The organism is Micromonospora sp. NPDC005710, from assembly GCF_040630995.1.
In the GTDB taxonomy this organism is placed as follows: Bacteria; Actinomycetota; Actinomycetes; order Mycobacteriales; family Micromonosporaceae; genus Micromonospora.
On sequence record NZ_JBEXYP010000004.1, the window covers coordinates 77,889 to 94,070 of the forward strand.

Consider the following 16,182-nt stretch of genomic DNA (forward strand, 5'->3'; position numbering starts at 1 on the left):
CTCCTAGGTGAGGAAGTTCTTGAGCTCGACGACGAGTTTGCGGATGTGCCCCGAGACGACCGGGGTGCCGAGGTCCTTGAAACGTTGACGGAACCAGGGGTTGACGCTCTGCTGGCCGGAACTGCTGACCGAGCCGACCGGGATGACCCGTACGCCGGAGCGGTGCACCGCGACGAGGCCGTCGAAGAGCGGCTGGGACCTGTCGAACTCGTAGAAGTCCGAGATCCACACCAGCACCGTGTTCTTCGGCTCGACGATCTTCGGCCGGGCCAGCGCCAGGGCCACCGGCCCGTCGTTGCCACCACCGAGCTGGGTGCGGAGCAGCACCTCGAACGGGTCGTGCACCCACGGGGTGAGGTCCAGGGCTCGCGTGTCGTAAGCGATCAGGTGCACGTCGACCTTCGGCAGGCCGGCGAAGATCGACGCGAGGATGGTGCAGTTGACCATCGAGTCGACCATGGAACCGGACTGGTCCACCACGACGATGAGACGGGCCGGGGTGGTGCGCCGGGCGGTCTGCCGGTAGTAGAGCCGGTCGACGTAGAGCCGCTCGTCCTCCGGGCTCCAGTTGGTCAGGTTCTGCCAGATGGTCCGGTCGAGGTCCAGGTTGCGGAACACCCGCTTGGGTGGCACCGACCGGTCCAGTGCCCCGGCGCTGGTCTGTTGCACCTGCGTACGCAGCACCTCGGCGACCTCGTCGACGAAGCGCCGGATCAACGCCTTGGCGTTGGCCAGTGCCACCCCGGACAGGTTGGCCTTGTCCCGCAGCAACTGCTCGATGAGGGACATGCTGGGGGTCAACGCCCTGGCCAGCGCCGGGTCGGCGAGCACCTCCCGCAGGTGCATGCGCCGGACCAGGTCACCCTCCAGGCCGGCGAGGGTGGCCCCCAGCCCGGTGCCCTGCCGGCGCAGGTCGCCGGGCTCGCCCCCGAGCGCCTGCTCGAACCAGCCGGCGTCCGACTGCCAGCGGGCCAGTTGGTTGGCGCTGACCGGACCGGAGCCGGTGGCGAAGACGTTGAGCAGCACCTTCGACACCAGCGCGGCGCGGCGGACCTCGGCCTCGCCGGGCCGGTGGGCTTCGGCGTCGCTGTCACCGGGGTCGTCGTCACCGGGGCTGAGCAGACCGCGCAGCTCTGCCGCGAGCGCCGGAAAGCGCTGCACGACGGTGTCCACCGAGACCGCCGGGTCCAACAGGGCGGTGGGCAGCCCGAGGTCGTCGACCACGGCGACGCTCGCGGACTCCAGGCTGGGCTGCTCGTCGCGGTCGAACAGGCGCGACAGCAGCCTCCAGTAGAGGACCTGACGGCGGTTGGCGTCGGCGGACCCGCCGTTGGGGTTGGGTTCGGTCATCGGCGCAGCAACCGTCCCGCTCGCTCGCGCAGCACGGCCACGGCATCGCCTGCCCGGGCCTCCTCCTTGGCGATCTTCGGGTCGGTGACACCGCACGCCCAGTCGCCGTTGTGAGCCTGCACCGCACGTCGTTTCACTGTGGCGTGTACGGCCAGGGGCTGGAGCTGCCACCGACCGTCGTCCCAGCGCAGCAGGCCCAGAAAGGCCGACGCGGCGGCGACCAGCTCGGTGGTGAGGGGGCCGACGGCCGGCAGTCGGTCGACGGCCAGCACCACCCGTTCGCCGTCCACCTCGACGGCGAGGGCGCCGTCCTCCTCGTGGACCGGGTTGCCCTCGACGAGCACCGGTTCACCGATGAGCGTCGGGTGTCGGTCCAGTGGGGCGGTCGAGGCCGCGACTGCCGGCGGCAGCAGCACCCGAGCGGTGGCGAACGGGTCGGCGGGCTCGTCGAGGCGGGCCCGCTCGTCGACCCACCCCAGGTCGCCACCGTGCAGTGGCAGATCGGTGACTGTCAACGCCCGCTGCTCGGCCAGCGCGGTGAGCAGCATCGGGTGTGCCGAGAGTAGCCGCCAGACCGCCGGCCCGACGATGGTGTCCACTTTCGCGGCGGCAACCGCCGTGCGGACCAGCCGCGCCGGCCCGCCGTCGACCGGCTCCAGGACGGCGTGCACCTGAACCTGCACGGCCGTGTCGTGGGTGTGCACATCCACACCGAGCGGCAGCAGTCGTCCGGAGACCTGTGACGCCTCGTCGGTCGGCTGGATGCCCTCGCTGAGCAGCACGCCCCGGGCCCAGAGATCGGCCCAGCGTCGGGCGGGCACCTCCACCACTGTGGCGATCGGGACGCAGGCCCGCAGTTCGGCGGTGAGACCGTCGAGCAGCACCGCGAGTCGGCGTAGCCCCGGCACTGCCATTGCCGCCTCCACCACCGTCGCCCCGGCGGAGAGCCGCTCGTGGTCGACACCGCGCCAGCCGGTGACGGCCACCTCGTGCCACCACGCCCGGGCACCCGCGAGGGCTGGCAGCGCCTCGGCGGGCCCGCAGACGGCAGTCGCCCACGGCGAGCGCTGCCGCCCCAGCACGGCGTCGCACTGCCCGAGGAGAGCGTCGTGCGCCGCGCCCAGCAGCGCCGAGCGTGCCCCGGCCAGTGCGGCGAGGTGCTCGGGGCCGACCGACCCGGCGGTGGCCGCGCGGACCGCTGTGGCGACCGGGTCGGCCAGTGGAGTGCCGGCGAAGGCGTCGGCGAACGCGGCCAGCGCCGCCGCGTCCCGCTCGCCGACCCGGCCGAAGCCGTTGGCGAGGGCGTCGTCGAAACCGGCGACCACGTCGAGCGCGTCGGTCAGCCCGACCGGAGCCTCGCGAAGCTGCGTGACCTGGGCGCCGCGCATCAGCGGGCCGCCCGGGTCGCCGGGAACCACTGCAGCTCGGGCAGCGCGACAGTGCTGCCCGGCTGCTCCAGGTAGGACAGGTGGCGCAGGAAGCGGCTGAACACCATCGCCGCCGATGTCGGCTCGTGCCGGGCGTCCATCCGCGCCAACAGCGCCGCACCGTCGGACACCCCGTCACCGACGTCGACCCTCAGGTAGCGGGCGACGCGGGCAGCGCCGTACTGGAGGATCGCCTCGTCGGCGAGCGCGTGCAGGTGCTTGCACGGGGCGCCGCGCAGGCCCCCGCACGGCCGGTTGTTGTTGGTGCTGCAGTGGTAGGCGTGGGTGCCGGCGGAGACCGACGAGACGTAGACCCGCTCGATGTCCGAGCCGCTGGAGACGACGCCCTGCAACCGCCCGTCAGCCAGCTCGACGAAGGGCACCTTGGCCAGTTTGCGGGGTCGTGCCGGCGGCACCACCGCCAGCACGCTGCGCCGTCGCCATCCGGCTCCGTCGGCGTCCGTCACGTCACGCCCTCCCACCATCGACAAACCCAGAGTGATGCGCACGCCCGCCGGTGGCCGGCGGCGCTGCGACGACACGATCATGGACCACGGGTACGACAGATCCGGTGGCGGTCCGCGGCAGGGCCGGCGGTCTCCGACCCGTGGAACTGGTCAGCCGACCAGGGGTGTGGACGCGTACCCGTGACTGCCGCCGTCGGTGGTCGGCATCGGACAAGATAGGCGGGTGGCCGGGGCATGGCCGCGACGAGGAGGAGAGCGATGCGGGTACGCGGGCGGGTGAGCGGCGAACGGCGGGCCCGGGTGGGGGTGGCGCTGGCGGCCCTGCTCGCTGGCGTTGTCGTACCGACTGTGCTGACGCCGAAGGCGGCGGTCGCGGTGGCGGTCGGCAAGCCGGTGTGCCAGATCCGCGACGACCGGCTCCCCGAACTCTCCGGGATGGTCGCCACCGACGACGGGTACGTGGTCGTCAACGACGGCTCCGACGACGAGGCCCGTCGTCGGATCTTCTTCCTCGACCAGCGGTGTGCCGTGGTCCGGGCGGTCGCCTACCCGTCCCGGCCCAGGGACACCGAGGACCTGGCCGTCGGCCGGGACGGCACCGTCTGGGTCGCTGACATCGGTGACAACGACCGTTCGCGGACGACCGTCGGCGTGTGGCGGCTCGCACCGGGGGCTAAAAAGCCCGTGCTGCACCGGATGACCTACCCGGACCGCCCGCACGACGCCGAGGCGTTGGTGCTCGACGCCGACGGCCAACCGATGATCATCACCAAGGGGGGCAGCGGCACCGTCTTCCTGTACCGCCCGAGCACCCCGCTACGACCGGGAGCGACGACGCCGCTGGCCTCGGCCGGCCAGGTGACCCTCCCGACGACGACCACCAGCAACCCGTTCTCGTTCCTCGGGCGGGGTGTCGTCACCGGCGCGGCGACCGCGCCGGGCGGGCGGCGGGTGGTGCTGCGCACCTACGCCGACGCCTTCGAGTACGACGTGCCCGACGGCGACGTGGTCAAGGCGCTGACCACCGGCACACCGCGGATCACCCCGTTGCCGGACGAGCCCCAGGGCGAGTCGATCACCTACAGCCGGGACGGCCGGTCGTTGCTCACCGTCTCCGAGTCCGCAGGTCAACCAGCAGGCACCCGCTCGACGGTCCTGCGCTACCCGGCCACCGCCGGCCCGGCCACCGCCGCGCCGCCCACGGAGTCCGTCGACCCGGTGGCGCCCACCGCGGCGCGTCCGGCCGCCGGAGAGGTGAGCGGCGGGGGTGGGCGGGCCTGGCCGTTGGCGGTCGGCGCGGGAACGCTGCTGGTCCTGCTCGGGCTGGCCGGCCTCCTGCGATGGCGGCACACCGCCCGCCGGTGAGCGGACCGGGCCTGCGGCAGGATGGGGGAATGTCTGTCCTGTCCACGTTGCGCCACCCGATCGTCGCCGCTCCGATGGCCGGCGGCCCGTCCACGCCCGCGCTGGTGGCCGCCGTCTCCGCAGCGGGTGGGCTGGGGTTCCTCGCCGCCGGGATGATCGACACCGGCCGGCTGGTCGCCGACGTCGCGGAGGTCCGCGCGCGCACCAATCGGCCGTTCGGCGTCAACGTCTTCCTGCCCGACCCCGGTGGCGTCGACGAGGCCGCCGTCCGGGCCTACGCCGAACGGCTCGCTCCGCTGGCCGCGCAGCGCGGGGTGAGCCTGGGCGATCCGGTGGGCGGCGACGACGCGTACCCGGAAAAGCTGGCAGTGCTTCTCGCGGACCCGGTCCCGGTCGTGTCCTTCGTGTTCGGGCTGCCCGACCGGGCGGCGGTGACCGCCCTGCGCGAACGGGGCACCGAGGTGTGGGCCACCGTGACCCGCCCGGACGCCGCTGCTGCCGCCGCCGACCTGGGTGTGGACGCGGTGGTGGTGCAGGGCACCGAGGCCGGCGGACACCGTGGCGGCCTGCCGGACGACGACGACTACGGGTTGCTGCCGCTGCTCCGGCTGACCGCCGCCCGCTGTGACCGGCCGCTGGTCGCCGCGGGTGGCCTCGTCGACGGCCCCTCGGTGGCCGCCGTGCTGGCCGCCGGTGCCGCCGCCGCGCAACTCGGCACGGCGTTTCTGCGCTGCCCGGAGGCCGGTAGTTCGCCGATGCACCGGGCGGCGGTGGCCAGTGCCACGCCGACCGGGTTGACCCGGTCGTACACCGGTAAGCGGGCCCGTGGTGTGGCCAACGACTTCCTCCGCCAGCATGACGCGGTGGCACCGCGCGGCTACCCCCAGGTGCTGCACCTGACCCGTCCGCTGCTCGCCGCCGCCCGGCGCGACGGGGACGCGTCGGTGGCCAACCTGTGGGCCGGGCAGGCGCACCCGCTGGCCCGGGACCTGCCGGCGGCGCAGGTGGTGGCCGGGGTGAGCGCCGACGCCCGGGCCGCACTGGCCACAGTGGTCGAGCGGTCCCGCCGCTGGGGTTGACCAGGACGCCGGTGACCGCCTCGGGCGGGCGGGACAATAGGAGGCCGGCAACCCGTTAGAGTTCCGCCGTGATCGAGATCGGTGCGCAGGTCGACCTGTCCCACCCGGCGGAGCGGGTCTGGCGTGCCCTGACCGATCGGGAGTTGCTCGGCCGGTGGTTCGCCGAGGCCGAGACGGTCGAGGGCGTGGCGGACCGGCTGCTGCTGCACACCGCCGACCTGCCCGGCTTCGAGGCCGACGTCGAGGTCGAGGTGACCGAGCGGCAGGAGCCGCACCTGCTCGTCCTGGCCTGCGACGAGGCCGGCCGGCTCAGCGAGCTGACCTGCGCGGTCACCGCCACGAAGCAGGGCTGCCGGCTGGAGCTACGGGAGGTCAGCACGCACGGCGCGTGGTCCGCCGAGCAGCACGACCCCCGTGAGCAACAGTTCCGGCAGGCGTTGACGGTGCGGCTGCCGGCCATCCTCGACTGGCTCGCCTTCCAGCAGGTCGACCTGCGCCGCGCCGACGGTGGGATGACAGCGGAACTGCCGCTGGTCGGCGTACGCGGCAGAGCCGGCCGCAACCCCCGTCGGCGTCGCACGATCGTCGCCGCCGCAGCCGGTGCCGTGCTGGTGGCCGGCACCGCGGCGTGGGTGACGTTGCCACCCGACACGACGCCCGTCGCCGCGCCCGCACCGGAAGCCACCGCGACACCGACAGTGACGACCGGCCGGCCCGCCGTCGCCTCCACGGCGACCTCCTCGGCGCGCCCGTCGCGGACCACCACCGCGTCGGCGACCACCCGCCCGACCCGGACCCCGTCGGCGAAGCCCTCGCGGACAGCCGCGTCGGTCGCACCCCCCTCACCACCGACGCCCGTGGCGGCCCGCTACGAGACCGACTCCAGCCGGCTGTTCGGCTACACCGGTGAGATCGTGGTCGGCAACCCCGGCAGCGCGCCGGTGGCGGACTGGGCGGTGGTGGTCACCCTGGCCGAAGGCACCACCGTCGACGACGTCGACGGCGCGAACTGGCGACAGGACGGGCTGACGATCACCTTCACCGGCGACGCCGTCGTGGCCGGGGGATCCCGGACGATCAGCTTCGACGTGCGCGACAGCCGGCCGAAGGCCCGGGAACCGGAGAGCTGCACGATCGGCGGGCAACAGTGCGCGGGCCTCTGACTAGGCTGCCGTCATGGCACTGCTGCACAGGGCGACCCTGCACCCCACGAAGCTGGACCTGCTGACAACCTGGCTGCCGGACCGGCAGTGGTTCGCCGGGCCGGCCGGCGTCGAGGTGGTGAGCCGAGGCTCCTACCGCTTCGACGACCCGGCCGGCGAGGTCGGCATCGAGACGATGCTCGTCGGCACCGCCGACGGGCCGGTCCACCACGTTCCGCTCACCTACCGCGCCGCGCCCCTCGACGGGGCGGACGGCTGGCTGGTCGGCACCACCGAGCACTCGGTGCTCGGCACGCGCTGGGTGTACGACGGGTGCGTCGACCCGGTGTACGCCGCCGCGCTGGCCCACGCCATCCTCACCGGCAGCGGCCAGGCCGAGGAGTACTTCGAGGTCGACGGCCGGCGGGAGGTGCGCGAGCCGTCGGTGACCGTCGTGGGCGACGGGACCGCCGACGCCCAGGTGCCGATCGTCGGCGCGGTCCGACGGGTGGTCGACGAGGACCGCACCCTCATCGCCACCGACACCGTCGAACTGGTCGTCGTGCGCCGACCGGGGGCCGGGTCCGCGGTGGCCGCCGGTGCCACGCTGAGCGGCCGGTGGGACGGTCAGCAGGCGACAGTGCCGCTGGCGTACGTCAGTACGCGCTGACCTGTGTGTGCGGTGGGCGGCCCGAGAACGTCGGGCCGCCCACCGCTCTCACCACTGCGCCGGAGGCGGAGGCGGCGACACGGCGGGCCGGTCGTCACAGGTGATGGTGTTGGGCAGCAGCCACGGCGCGAGCCACCCGCCGTCGTTACCGCCGAGGTCGGTCAGTGTGAACTCCGAACCGGCCGGCGTGAAGTGGAACGACCCGCAGTTGTTGACGCCGACGGCCCCCACGTTGCGGGCGTCCACGTTGGTGAACGAGGCGGACCCGGCGGCGCGGGCGCTGACCACCGAGGTGCCGGTGCCGTCGACCCGGACGTCGGAGACCCGCACGTCGGAGATCGAGTAGAGATCCTTCACCGGCCAGTCGCTGACCAGCATGATCGCGTTGTACGTGTTGTCCAGGTACGCGTCGCCGGTCACCTCGATGGGTGCCTCGATGCTGCGGTCCAGGGCGAAGACCCAGATCGCGCCCAGCCCGATGTTCCAGTTCAGTTCGTAGGTGCCGGCTCGGGCGGTGGTGTTGTTGGTGAACCGCAGGTACCCGGTGAACGGCTCCGCGCCGAAACGGGCCCCGGCGTGCAGGCCACTGCCCTCGCGTACCGGGTCGGCGACCAGGTTGTGCGAGACGGTGGTGTCGGTGCCGCCGTAGATGGCGATGCCGTTGGCCAGCGTGGGTGACTGCACGGTGTTGTGGTCGAACGTGTTCCGCGCGTTCGCCGTCTTCTCCGACCACATGGCCAGACCGTCGTCGCCGGTGTTGCGGACGAAGTTGTGCGACACGAGGGAGTCGGTCACGCCGGTGTGGAAGTTGAGCGCGTCGGCGATCTGGTCGACGATGATGTTGTTGGTGACGCGGACGTTGCGCATCGGCCCGTCGAACCACAGCCCCGCCTTGGTGTGGTGCAGGTAGAGCCCGTCGATGGTGGAGTCGCTCATCGCCCCACCGATCGCGTTCACCTGGTCGGTGTCGATGCGCTCGCGCACGTCACCCTCGATGGCGAAGCCGGAGAGGTGCACGTTGCGGCTGCCGCCGTCGGCGGCGTCCCGACCGTAGAACCCGACGCCGGTGTGCACCGAGCCGTCCGGCGCGGGGGTCGGCAGGGCGACCTCACGGCCCTTGATGGTGGTGTACCAGTTGCCGGCGCCCTCGATCGTCACGTCGTCGACGATGATGTGCCTGTTGACCTGGTAGGTGCCCGGCGGGACGTACACCTTCAGGTGGGCGCGCCGGGCGAAGGCGATGGCCCGGTCGATCGAGTCGGCGGAGTCCCGCCGCCCGGTGGGGTCGGCGCCGAAGGCGAGCACGTTCGCGGCGAGCAGCCGGACGTGCGGCGGTGCCACCAACTCGGAGTCGAGCAGGTCGATGACGGTCCAGGCGGCGGCGCTGCCGGGCGGGGCGGTGAGCCGGACCGTGTCGCCGGCCCGGTAGGTGCGCCCGAGCAACAGCCGCTGCTCGTCGTAGAAGTGGGTGGGCCGGAACGGCTTGTCGATGCTCGGGAACGGCGTGGTGGCCGACGGCACGCACTGGCACTCGGTGATCCACCAGTCCGGGTGCAGCAGCCCGGCCTGCGGGTCGTTGGTGAACGGGTACTGGTTGTAGAGCCACGAGTACTGCGAGGTGAGCGTCATGGTCCGCAGGTGCTTGCCGTTGACGGCGACCCGCAGCGGCGCGGTGATCCCACCACCCTGCGGCGCGTCCGGGATGCTGTACCGCACGGTGATCCCGTTGGCAGCCTTGGGCAGGACGAACTCCACGTACTCCCCGGGGGTGAGCCGGACCGCCCGGCGGCCGGAGGCCTCCGCGGGCAGGGTGTAGGCGGAACGGTCGGGTCCGATGATCTCCCCGTTGGTGTGGGCGTTCTCGGCTTCCTGCTCGAGGAAGTCGACGTCGGCGCCGCGCCCGGCGACGAGCGCCGGATCGAGGGCGGCCCGGGTGACCACCGGCTGCGCGCCGGCGGACGTCGGTGGACTGGCGGCGGCGACGGTGGGCCCGGCGACGAGCACGGCGAGACCGGCCGCGAGCGCGACGGTGGCGCCGCCGGTCCGACCGGGGCGTCCCCGCGCCGGCGTGAGGCTGCGAAACATCGGTGACCCTCCTGGGTGGGTGGTGGTGGAGGTCCGCCCGGCGTTCCCCCGACGCCCGACATTGATCGCCATGATGCAGCACCAGACATGGCACTGCAAGACGCCTATCGAACAACGAAAATAAACGACTATCGGGCCGCAAGAAATGGACGGTTGTCGAGTTGAGGTGTCGCGCGTCGCCGCACCCGAGCAGCTCACACCGGGCGTAGGCTGAATCTCGTGGATCAAGAAGACCGGATCGCCCTCTTCCTCGACTACGAGAACCTCGCGTTGGGCGCGCGCGACCACCGCGGCGGCGCGGCCTTCGACTTCCGACCCATCGCCGACGCGCTCGCCGAACGCGGTCGGGTGGTCGTCCGCCGGGCGTACGCCGACTGGTCCTACTTCGACGAGGACCGTCGGATGCTCACCCGTTCCCACGTCGAGCTGATCGAGATCCCGCAGCGGATGGGCGCGTCGCGGAAGAACGCCGCAGACATCAAGATGGCAGTCGACGCGATCGAGTTGGCGTTCGAACGCGACTACATCTCCACCTTCGTCATCTGTAGCGGTGACAGCGACTTCACCCCGTTGGTGCACAAACTGCGCGAGCTGAACAAGCGGGTCATCGGCGTCGGGGTCGAGGGATCCACCTCGGGGCTGCTCCCCCCGGCGTGCGACGAGTTTCTCTACTACGACCGGCTGGAGGGCGTGGACATCCCGCCGGCCCGGGGTCGGCGGGCCCGTTCCGCCACCCGGCAGACCGGTGCCGAGCAGCGCGCACCCGAGCCGGAACGGGAGCAGGAGCCGGAGGTGGACCGCCGGCCGGCGGGGGAGGAGCCCGGCCGCGACGTGGACGCCCTCGCCGTGCTCGTGGCCCAGTCGGTCGCCGGGTTGCAGGGCAGCGCGAACGGTGAGGTCACCGCCTCCCGGCTCAAGCGCACCCTGCTGCGCAAGGACCCGACCTTCAGCGAGTCCGACTACGGCTTCCGCACCTTCGGCGAACTGCTGCGCCACCTCGCCGAGCGCAACGTGATCGAGTTGGCCGAGGGCCCGGCGAAGGGCGACCCGGAGGTCTCCCTCCCCGAGCACGGCGACCGGGAGGTGGCGTTCGGCCTGCTCCGCGGCGTCGTGGCGGACCTGGGCAGCGGCGGCAACCCGGTGGCGTTGTCCGGCTTGAAGAACCAGGTACGCCGGGCCCGCCCGGACTTCAGCGAGAAGAAGCTCGGCTACCGCAGCTTCCTGCAGTTCTGCAAGGCCGCCGCCACCGCCGGCGTACTGGACCTGCGGTGGAGCCCGGAGGCCGACGACTACCTGCTCACCACCAACGGGTGACCGCCGTACCCCGGTAGCCCGCACCCACCGTCGTCCGTGACCGAGCGGGAGTGCCGACGCTGCCCATAGGGTGGGCGGTAGGGCTGTCCCGAGGGCGAGGTGAGGGTCGGCATGTCACTACGTGGCGAATGGACACTCGTCGGCCGCGACGACGAGCTGAAGACCATCGAGGACGTGGTGTCGGCGCGGCTGCCCGGGCTGGTGCTGGTCGGCGACGCCGGGGTGGGCAAGACGCGACTACTGCGCGAGGCGTTGGCCCGCGCCACCGAGGACGGCGCGGAGTGCCACTGGGTCTCGGCCACCGGCGCGGCGCGGTCCATTCCGTTCGGTGCCGTCTCCCACCTGATCCCCGCGCCGACCCGATCCCGCGCCGACCCGGTGGGCCTCGTGGTGAGCGTGGAGCGGGCCTTCGCCAGCCGGGCCGGCGACCGGGCCGTGGTGATCGGCATCGACGACGCGCACCTGCTGGACGAGCCGTCGGCCGGGTTGCTGCACCAGCTCGCCGTGCACGGGCTGGTGGTGGCGGTGGCGACGGTTCGGGCCGGTGAACCCCGGTCCGACGCCCTCACCTCCCTGTGGGCCGGGTCGGGTCGGAGGCTGGACGTCCGCCCACTGCCGGCCACCGCCGTCGACCACCTGCTCGACGAGGCGGCTCCGGGCCCACTCGACGCGATCAGCCGTCGCCGGCTGACCCACCTCGCCGACGGCAACCCACTGCTGCTGCGGGAGTTGTTGGCCGACGCGATGGACACCGGTGGGCTGCGCGAGTCGCGGGGGGTCTGGCGCTGGCGTGGCACGGCCTCGGGCAGCCCTCGGCTCGCCGAACTGGTCAGTGCCCGGCTGCGGGCCATGGAACCCGCCGCGCGCCAGGTCCTCGAAGTGGTGGCCTGCGGCGAACCCCTGTCCCTGGCGCTGCTGGAACGATTCATCGACCCGGCCGCCATCGAAGCAGCCGAACGCAGCGGGATGGCCGTCGCGGAACGGTCCGGTGCCCGAACGGCCCTGCGGATGGCCCACCCGCTCTACGGCGAGGCGCTGCGAGCCAGCATGCCGGCCAGTCGATCCCGGACCGTCTTCGGGCAGCTCGCCGACGTGTTGGCCAGCATGCCGCTGCGCCGCCGCGACGACGCGCTGGTGGCCGGGGTGTGGCAACTACGCTCGGGCAGCGTTCGACACCCGGGCATCGCGCTCGCAGCCGCCCGGCAGGCGATCGACCGGTTCGACATCGACCTGGCCGAGCGGTTGGCCCGCACCGCGTACGACGCCGGGCAGGGGTGGGAGGCGCAGTGGCTGCTGGCCCGGGTGTTGCAGTATCAGGCGCGCAGCCAGGAGGCGTTCGACATGCTTCCGCCCGCCCCGCCGGCGGGCAGCAAGCGCCTGGCGATCTGGGCGATCACCCGGGCCGGGCTGCTGTACTGGGGCCTGGATCGGATCGACGAGGCGCACGACACCCTGCGGATGGTGCCGGCTGGTGCGCCGGGCCACGACCTGACCGAGGCCACCCGGTCGTGGGTGCTGTTCTACGACGGGCGGTGCGAGGCGGCGCTGGAGGTCGGTCAGGCCGTCTTGAACCGGCCCGACATCGGCGTACGCGCCGCCAGTTGGGCGACGATGGGTGCCGCCTCGGCAGCCGGAATGCTCGGCCGACTCGGGCTCGCTGCCGAACTGGCCGAGCGGGGCCGGGCGGTGCTCGCCGCGGAACCGGAGCGCCTGCCGTGGAACGAGGCCCAGGTCGGCCTCGGGCTGTGCTACGCGCGCTACGCCGCCGGGGAGCTGACGGGCGCGCTCGAACTGGCCGACCAGGGCTACCGCGACGCGGTGGCCAGCGACGCGCGGGGGATGGTCGCCGTCTGGGCGGGGTTCCGGGGGATCATCGGCAGGACCCAGGGCCGGCTCGACGCCGCCGAGGCCGACCTGCGCGAGGCCATCGCGCTGGTGGAGGAGAACGACCAGTACCACCTGGTGCGCACGTACTGGGCCGAGCTGGCGGGTGTGTGTGCCCTGGCCGGTGACGTCCCCGGTGCCCGTCGCTGGTTGGCCGCCGCCGACGCCCGGGAGCGGGCCGCCAACCGGCTGTTCCACCCCTGGGTCGAGCTGAACCGCGCCTGGGTGGAGGCGGCCGAGGGTGATCTCACCGCCGCGATCCGTACCGCCCGGCACGCCGCCGGCCTGGCCCGGGGCAGCGAGCAGCCCACGATCGAGGCGGTGGCCCTCTACGAGTGCGCTCGGCTCGGCGCACCGGAGCCGGTCCGGGACCGGTTGACCGACCTCGCCGATCAGCTCGGCGGAGTCGCTGTCACGCTCGCCACCGCTGCCGAGGGTCTGGCCCGTGACGACGGGCCGACGCTGGAGACGGCCGCGGACGACCTTGTCACCCGGGGCCACACCCTGCTCGCGGCCGAGGTGCTCGGCGCCGCCGCCCGCGCGTACGCCCGGCGTGGCCGACCCCGGTTGGCGGTGGCACAACGGGCCGCGACGCTGACCCGGGGCTGCCGGTCGGTCCGCACGCCGCTGCTCGCCGCGACGGCTGCGGGTGCGGAGCAGGCGACGCTCACCCGCCGGGAGCGGGACGTGGCGATGCTCGCGGTGACGCTGCCCAGCCGCAGCATCGCCGACCGGTTGGGGTTGTCGGTCAACACCGTCAACAACAACCTGGCTCGCGTCTTCACCAAGCTGGGTGTCCGCAACCGTCAGGAGCTGGCGGTGGTGCTCGGTCACGGCCAGCCGGCGGCACGGGACAGATAACCGGCTGCGATCCATCCTCCACATTAGGTAAGGGCGACTGATCTATCGGGTTACCGCACGCCTGCCTACCGTGCGGTAACACCTACCGGTGCCTCTCAGTCCCAGGAGGACGGCATGAGCCAACTGGATCCACCAGGACCGCGACCCACCAGGTCAGCCCATATCCACAATGCTTTCTTCGCCGCCGGGGTGGCGGTGGTGGTCGCCGTGGTCGGTGCGGTGGTCGCCCCGGCCGCCGACGGTGCCCCGGCCGCACCCGTCGAGGCCAAGTCGGAACTCGTGTCGTACGAGGCGCCGCCGTGCACCCGCCAACTGGAGGGCACCACCTGGCTCCTCGACCCGTGCGTCAAGCCGGGCGGAAAACTGCCGGCCGCCGTCGAGGCTCGGCTCGCGCAGATCCGTACCCACGACGCCGCCGTCGCCGACGACTGCCCCGACCCGACCGACTCGCCGTCGCCCTCGACCTCGCCGACCCGGGAGACCCGACCGCCGGTGACAGCCGAGCCGGTCGGGCAGCGGGCACCTGGCGCGACCGCTACGGCCCCCACGACGACGGCGTCGCCCACGACGACGGCGTCGCCCACCGCCACGGGGTCACCCTGCCCCTCCGACAGTGCCTCGCCGTCGGGTTCCAGCTCTCCCTCGGGTACGGCGTCACCGTCCGGGACCGCCTCGCCCTCGGACAGCGCCTCGCCGTCCGACAGTGCGTCGCCGTCCGACAGCGCGTCTCCCTCGGACAGTGCCTCGCCGTCCGACAGCGCGTCGCCGTCGGACAGCGCCTCCCCGTCGGACAGTGCGTCTCCCTCGGACAGTGCGTCCCCGTCGGACAGCGCGTCGCCGTCCGGCAGCGCCTCACCGTCGGAGAGCACGTCGCCGTCCGGCAGTGCCTCGCCCTCCGACTCCGCGTCCCCCAGCGAATCGGCCTCACCCACCGAGCCGACCGACCCGACCGACCCGCCCACGGGGCCCACCGGGGGCCCGCCTCCGCCGCCACCCCCGCCGCCGACCGGCTGCCCGAACGTGAGCGGCAACCCCACCCTGGTGGACGCGAACAAGGACCGGATCCGGTGCCGCGAGGTGCAGACCGTCTCCGACGACACAGTCCTCACCCTCACCGGCGACTCGATCAGCTCGTCGCACCACCAGTTCGGCTTCGGCATCGGCCCCGGATGCCCGTCGACCTCGTTCGACGGCCGCGGCATGCCCGGCAACAACGGCGTCTACAGCTACGGCCGGCGCTACTTCGACATGGACAACAGCATCGTCGACTACGACAACTACGCCCGGACCGGCTACGGCACCGGTGACATCATCGCCGGCCGCGCCGGCCCCGACGCCTGCGGCAACGCCTGGGGACGGGTGGCCAGCCCGCTCGGCCTCGCCACCGCGCGGATCGCCAAGGCCAAGGCGGACGGGCACAACGCGTACCACGCCACCACCGGCGGCGTGAACAACACCAACTGGACCACGGTCCTGACCCGGCTGGCCATGTGCCGCGGTCTCGAGTTCGCGGCGGAGACCCTCGACCCGTACGGCGTCTTCCGGTTCGAATGGGCGGCGGTGGGCGGGAAGGCCGGCATCGTCACCAACGGCGGCGGCTGCAACTTCTGGCTGGACCTGCCGGTCGGTGAGGACTACTACATCAACATCGGGGTGCCGCGCTACGACGGCCCGGCCCAGTACGCCGGTATCACCGCCGACGCCACCACGATCGTCAACTCCCTGCTCGGTGCCGGCGCGGACAAGGTGGTGTGGATGCTGTACTACGACATCACCCCGGCCAACGTCGACGTCGGCCAGTACGCCTGGGCGAAGCTCAGGTCGCTCCTGCCGACCGCGACGCACTCGTACCTGCCGGCGGCGCCGGTGTCGACACTGCAACCGCTCATCGACCCCCTCTGGGTGGGCAGCGTGCGAGGCGTGATCAGCGATCTCAACTGGGCCATCCAACTCGGCGTCCCGTTCGACCCCGCCGTCCGGGTGGCGATGCCGCCGCCGTTCACTCCCGGAGACATTCAGATCACCGCCGAGGGCGGCTCGCCGCACCCCAGTCCCTCGGGCCAGGACGCCTTGGCCAACACCCTGGCCGGAGTGCTCAACGGCATGTGATTCGTCCCCTGATTCATCACTCAGGCCGGGGAGGAACCGCCTTTGCGGTTCCTCCCCGGTAACGGTCAGGTTGAGGTGCGCCGGATTTACGACTATCGCCCTACTATCGACCCTGGTGCGCCGTACCCTCGACGCAAAAATTGCTATACGGTCGGCGAATGAAGGTCGAGGAGCATTGGTGGAACGGAGACACGACCCCGCGCGGACGGCGGGACGTGTACATCCGTACTGACGGGCAGGGTTGGGAGGTCCGCGCCCAGATCGGTGGGGCGTCGGGTCGTGAGCGGGTGCAGCAGTGCCCAAGCCGGGCCTCGGCGGCCATCCTCGCCGATGCGTGGCGCGGCACGCACCCATCCTGGCGCGAGCTGAAGCAGCGCTGATCCGGCACCGGGCCGGGTCGGCAACGCGCCCGGGCTCCTCCAGCCCGGC

Annotated in this window: 13 protein-coding genes; 8 read left to right on the top strand and 5 right to left on the bottom strand. The window is 72.7% G+C overall.

Going from position 1 to position 16,182, the window contains the following annotated elements; all coding sequences use genetic code 11:
* Positions 1 to 3: 3 nt before the first annotated feature.
* The 3 genes from ABZ406_RS06830 to ABZ406_RS06840 are packed head-to-tail and all read right to left on the bottom strand — an operon-like array spanning position 4 to position 3,205.
* Entirely contained in the window at positions 4 to 1,350 is a 1,347-nt protein-coding gene (locus ABZ406_RS06830) for a VWA domain-containing protein (RefSeq protein ID WP_357756495.1), read from the bottom strand.
* Entirely contained in the window at positions 1,347 to 2,738 is a 1,392-nt protein-coding gene (locus tag ABZ406_RS06835) for a hypothetical protein (protein WP_357757249.1), read from the bottom strand. Before ABZ406_RS06835 ends, ABZ406_RS06830 begins: the two co-directional genes overlap by 4 nt.
* Positions 2,738 to 3,205: a hypothetical protein gene (locus ABZ406_RS06840; RefSeq protein WP_357757252.1), complete on the bottom strand. Its 468-nt coding sequence runs from the start codon at positions 3,203 to 3,205 to the stop codon at positions 2,738 to 2,740. The genes ABZ406_RS06835 and ABZ406_RS06840 overlap by 1 nt, the downstream gene beginning before the upstream one ends.
* A 297-nt stretch (positions 3,206 to 3,502) precedes the next feature.
* Here ABZ406_RS06840 and ABZ406_RS06845 point away from each other — a divergent pair, with 297 nt between their 5' ends.
* The 4 genes from ABZ406_RS06845 to ABZ406_RS06860 all read left to right on the top strand — a co-directional run bounded on the left by ABZ406_RS06845 (position 3,503) and on the right by ABZ406_RS06860 (position 7,500).
* Positions 3,503 to 4,609: a hypothetical protein gene (locus ABZ406_RS06845; RefSeq protein WP_357756498.1), complete on the top strand. Its 1,107-nt coding sequence runs from the start codon at positions 3,503 to 3,505 to the stop codon at positions 4,607 to 4,609.
* Between the two features lie 29 nt (positions 4,610 to 4,638).
* Positions 4,639 to 5,688 (top strand): nitronate monooxygenase, encoded by a 1,050-nt coding sequence (locus ABZ406_RS06850; protein ID WP_357756501.1) that lies wholly within the window; start codon positions 4,639 to 4,641, stop codon positions 5,686 to 5,688.
* A 68-nt stretch (positions 5,689 to 5,756) separates the two neighbouring features.
* Entirely contained in the window at positions 5,757 to 6,851 is a 1,095-nt protein-coding gene (locus ABZ406_RS06855) for an SRPBCC domain-containing protein (RefSeq protein ID WP_357756504.1), read from the top strand.
* A 13-nt stretch (positions 6,852 to 6,864) separates the two neighbouring features.
* Positions 6,865 to 7,500 carry a hypothetical protein gene (locus ABZ406_RS06860; RefSeq protein WP_357756506.1) on the top strand — a complete coding sequence of 212 codons (636 nt, stop codon included), beginning with the start codon at positions 6,865 to 6,867 and terminating at the stop codon, positions 7,498 to 7,500.
* Positions 7,501 to 7,548: 48 nt separating this feature from the next.
* On the opposite strand, the gene ABZ406_RS06865 is transcribed toward ABZ406_RS06860, so the two are convergent.
* Positions 7,549 to 9,585, bottom strand: a complete 2,037-nt coding sequence (locus ABZ406_RS06865; protein WP_357756509.1) for a glycosyl hydrolase family 28-related protein — start codon at positions 9,583 to 9,585, stop codon at positions 7,549 to 7,551.
* Between the two features lie 219 nt (positions 9,586 to 9,804).
* Between ABZ406_RS06865 and ABZ406_RS06870 the strand changes: the two genes are divergently transcribed.
* A complete protein-coding gene (locus tag ABZ406_RS06870; RefSeq protein WP_357756512.1) occupies positions 9,805 to 10,899 on the top strand; it encodes a PIN domain-containing protein in 1,095 nt (364 codons plus the stop codon).
* A gap of 111 nt (positions 10,900 to 11,010) precedes the next feature.
* Positions 11,011 to 13,644: an AAA family ATPase gene (locus ABZ406_RS06875; RefSeq protein ID WP_357756515.1), complete on the top strand. Its 2,634-nt coding sequence runs from the start codon at positions 11,011 to 11,013 to the stop codon at positions 13,642 to 13,644.
* Positions 13,645 to 13,739: 95 nt separating this feature from the next.
* On the opposite strand, the gene ABZ406_RS06880 is transcribed toward ABZ406_RS06875, so the two are convergent.
* On the bottom strand, positions 13,740 to 14,606 hold the full coding sequence (locus ABZ406_RS06880) for a hypothetical protein (protein ID WP_357756518.1): 867 nt from the start codon (positions 14,604 to 14,606) through the stop codon (positions 13,740 to 13,742).
* A gap of 58 nt (positions 14,607 to 14,664) precedes the next feature.
* Between ABZ406_RS06880 and ABZ406_RS06885 the strand changes: the two genes are divergently transcribed.
* Together ABZ406_RS06885 and ABZ406_RS06890 are read left to right on the top strand one after the other, a co-directional pair.
* The gene (locus ABZ406_RS06885; protein ID WP_357756521.1) at positions 14,665 to 15,753 is read left to right on the top strand and encodes a hypothetical protein; all 1,089 of its coding nucleotides are present in this window, start codon (positions 14,665 to 14,667) and stop codon (positions 15,751 to 15,753) included.
* Positions 15,754 to 15,911: 158 nt separating this feature from the next.
* Entirely contained in the window at positions 15,912 to 16,133 is a 222-nt protein-coding gene (locus ABZ406_RS06890; RefSeq protein WP_030335934.1) for a hypothetical protein, read from the top strand.
* The last annotated feature ends 49 nt before the right edge of the window (positions 16,134 to 16,182 follow it).

Excerpts from the sequence above, each read along its gene's own strand:
- ABZ406_RS06830 (WP_357756495.1), bottom strand. The coding sequence starts at position 1,350 with ATGACCGAACCCAACCCCAACGGCGGGTCCGCCGACGCCAACCGCCGT.
- ABZ406_RS06835 (WP_357757249.1), bottom strand. The coding sequence starts at position 2,738 with ATGCGCGGCGCCCAGGTCACGCAGCTTCGCGAGGCTCCGGTCGGGCTG.
- ABZ406_RS06845 (WP_357756498.1), top strand. The coding sequence starts at position 3,503 with ATGCGGGTACGCGGGCGGGTGAGCGGCGAACGGCGGGCCCGGGTGGGG.
- ABZ406_RS06850 (WP_357756501.1), top strand. The coding sequence starts at position 4,639 with ATGTCTGTCCTGTCCACGTTGCGCCACCCGATCGTCGCCGCTCCGATG.
- ABZ406_RS06860 (WP_357756506.1), top strand. The coding sequence starts at position 6,865 with ATGGCACTGCTGCACAGGGCGACCCTGCACCCCACGAAGCTGGACCTG.
- ABZ406_RS06865 (WP_357756509.1), bottom strand. The coding sequence starts at position 9,585 with ATGTTTCGCAGCCTCACGCCGGCGCGGGGACGCCCCGGTCGGACCGGC.
- ABZ406_RS06875 (WP_357756515.1), top strand. The coding sequence starts at position 11,011 with ATGTCACTACGTGGCGAATGGACACTCGTCGGCCGCGACGACGAGCTG.
- ABZ406_RS06890 (WP_030335934.1), top strand. The coding sequence starts at position 15,912 with ATGAAGGTCGAGGAGCATTGGTGGAACGGAGACACGACCCCGCGCGGA.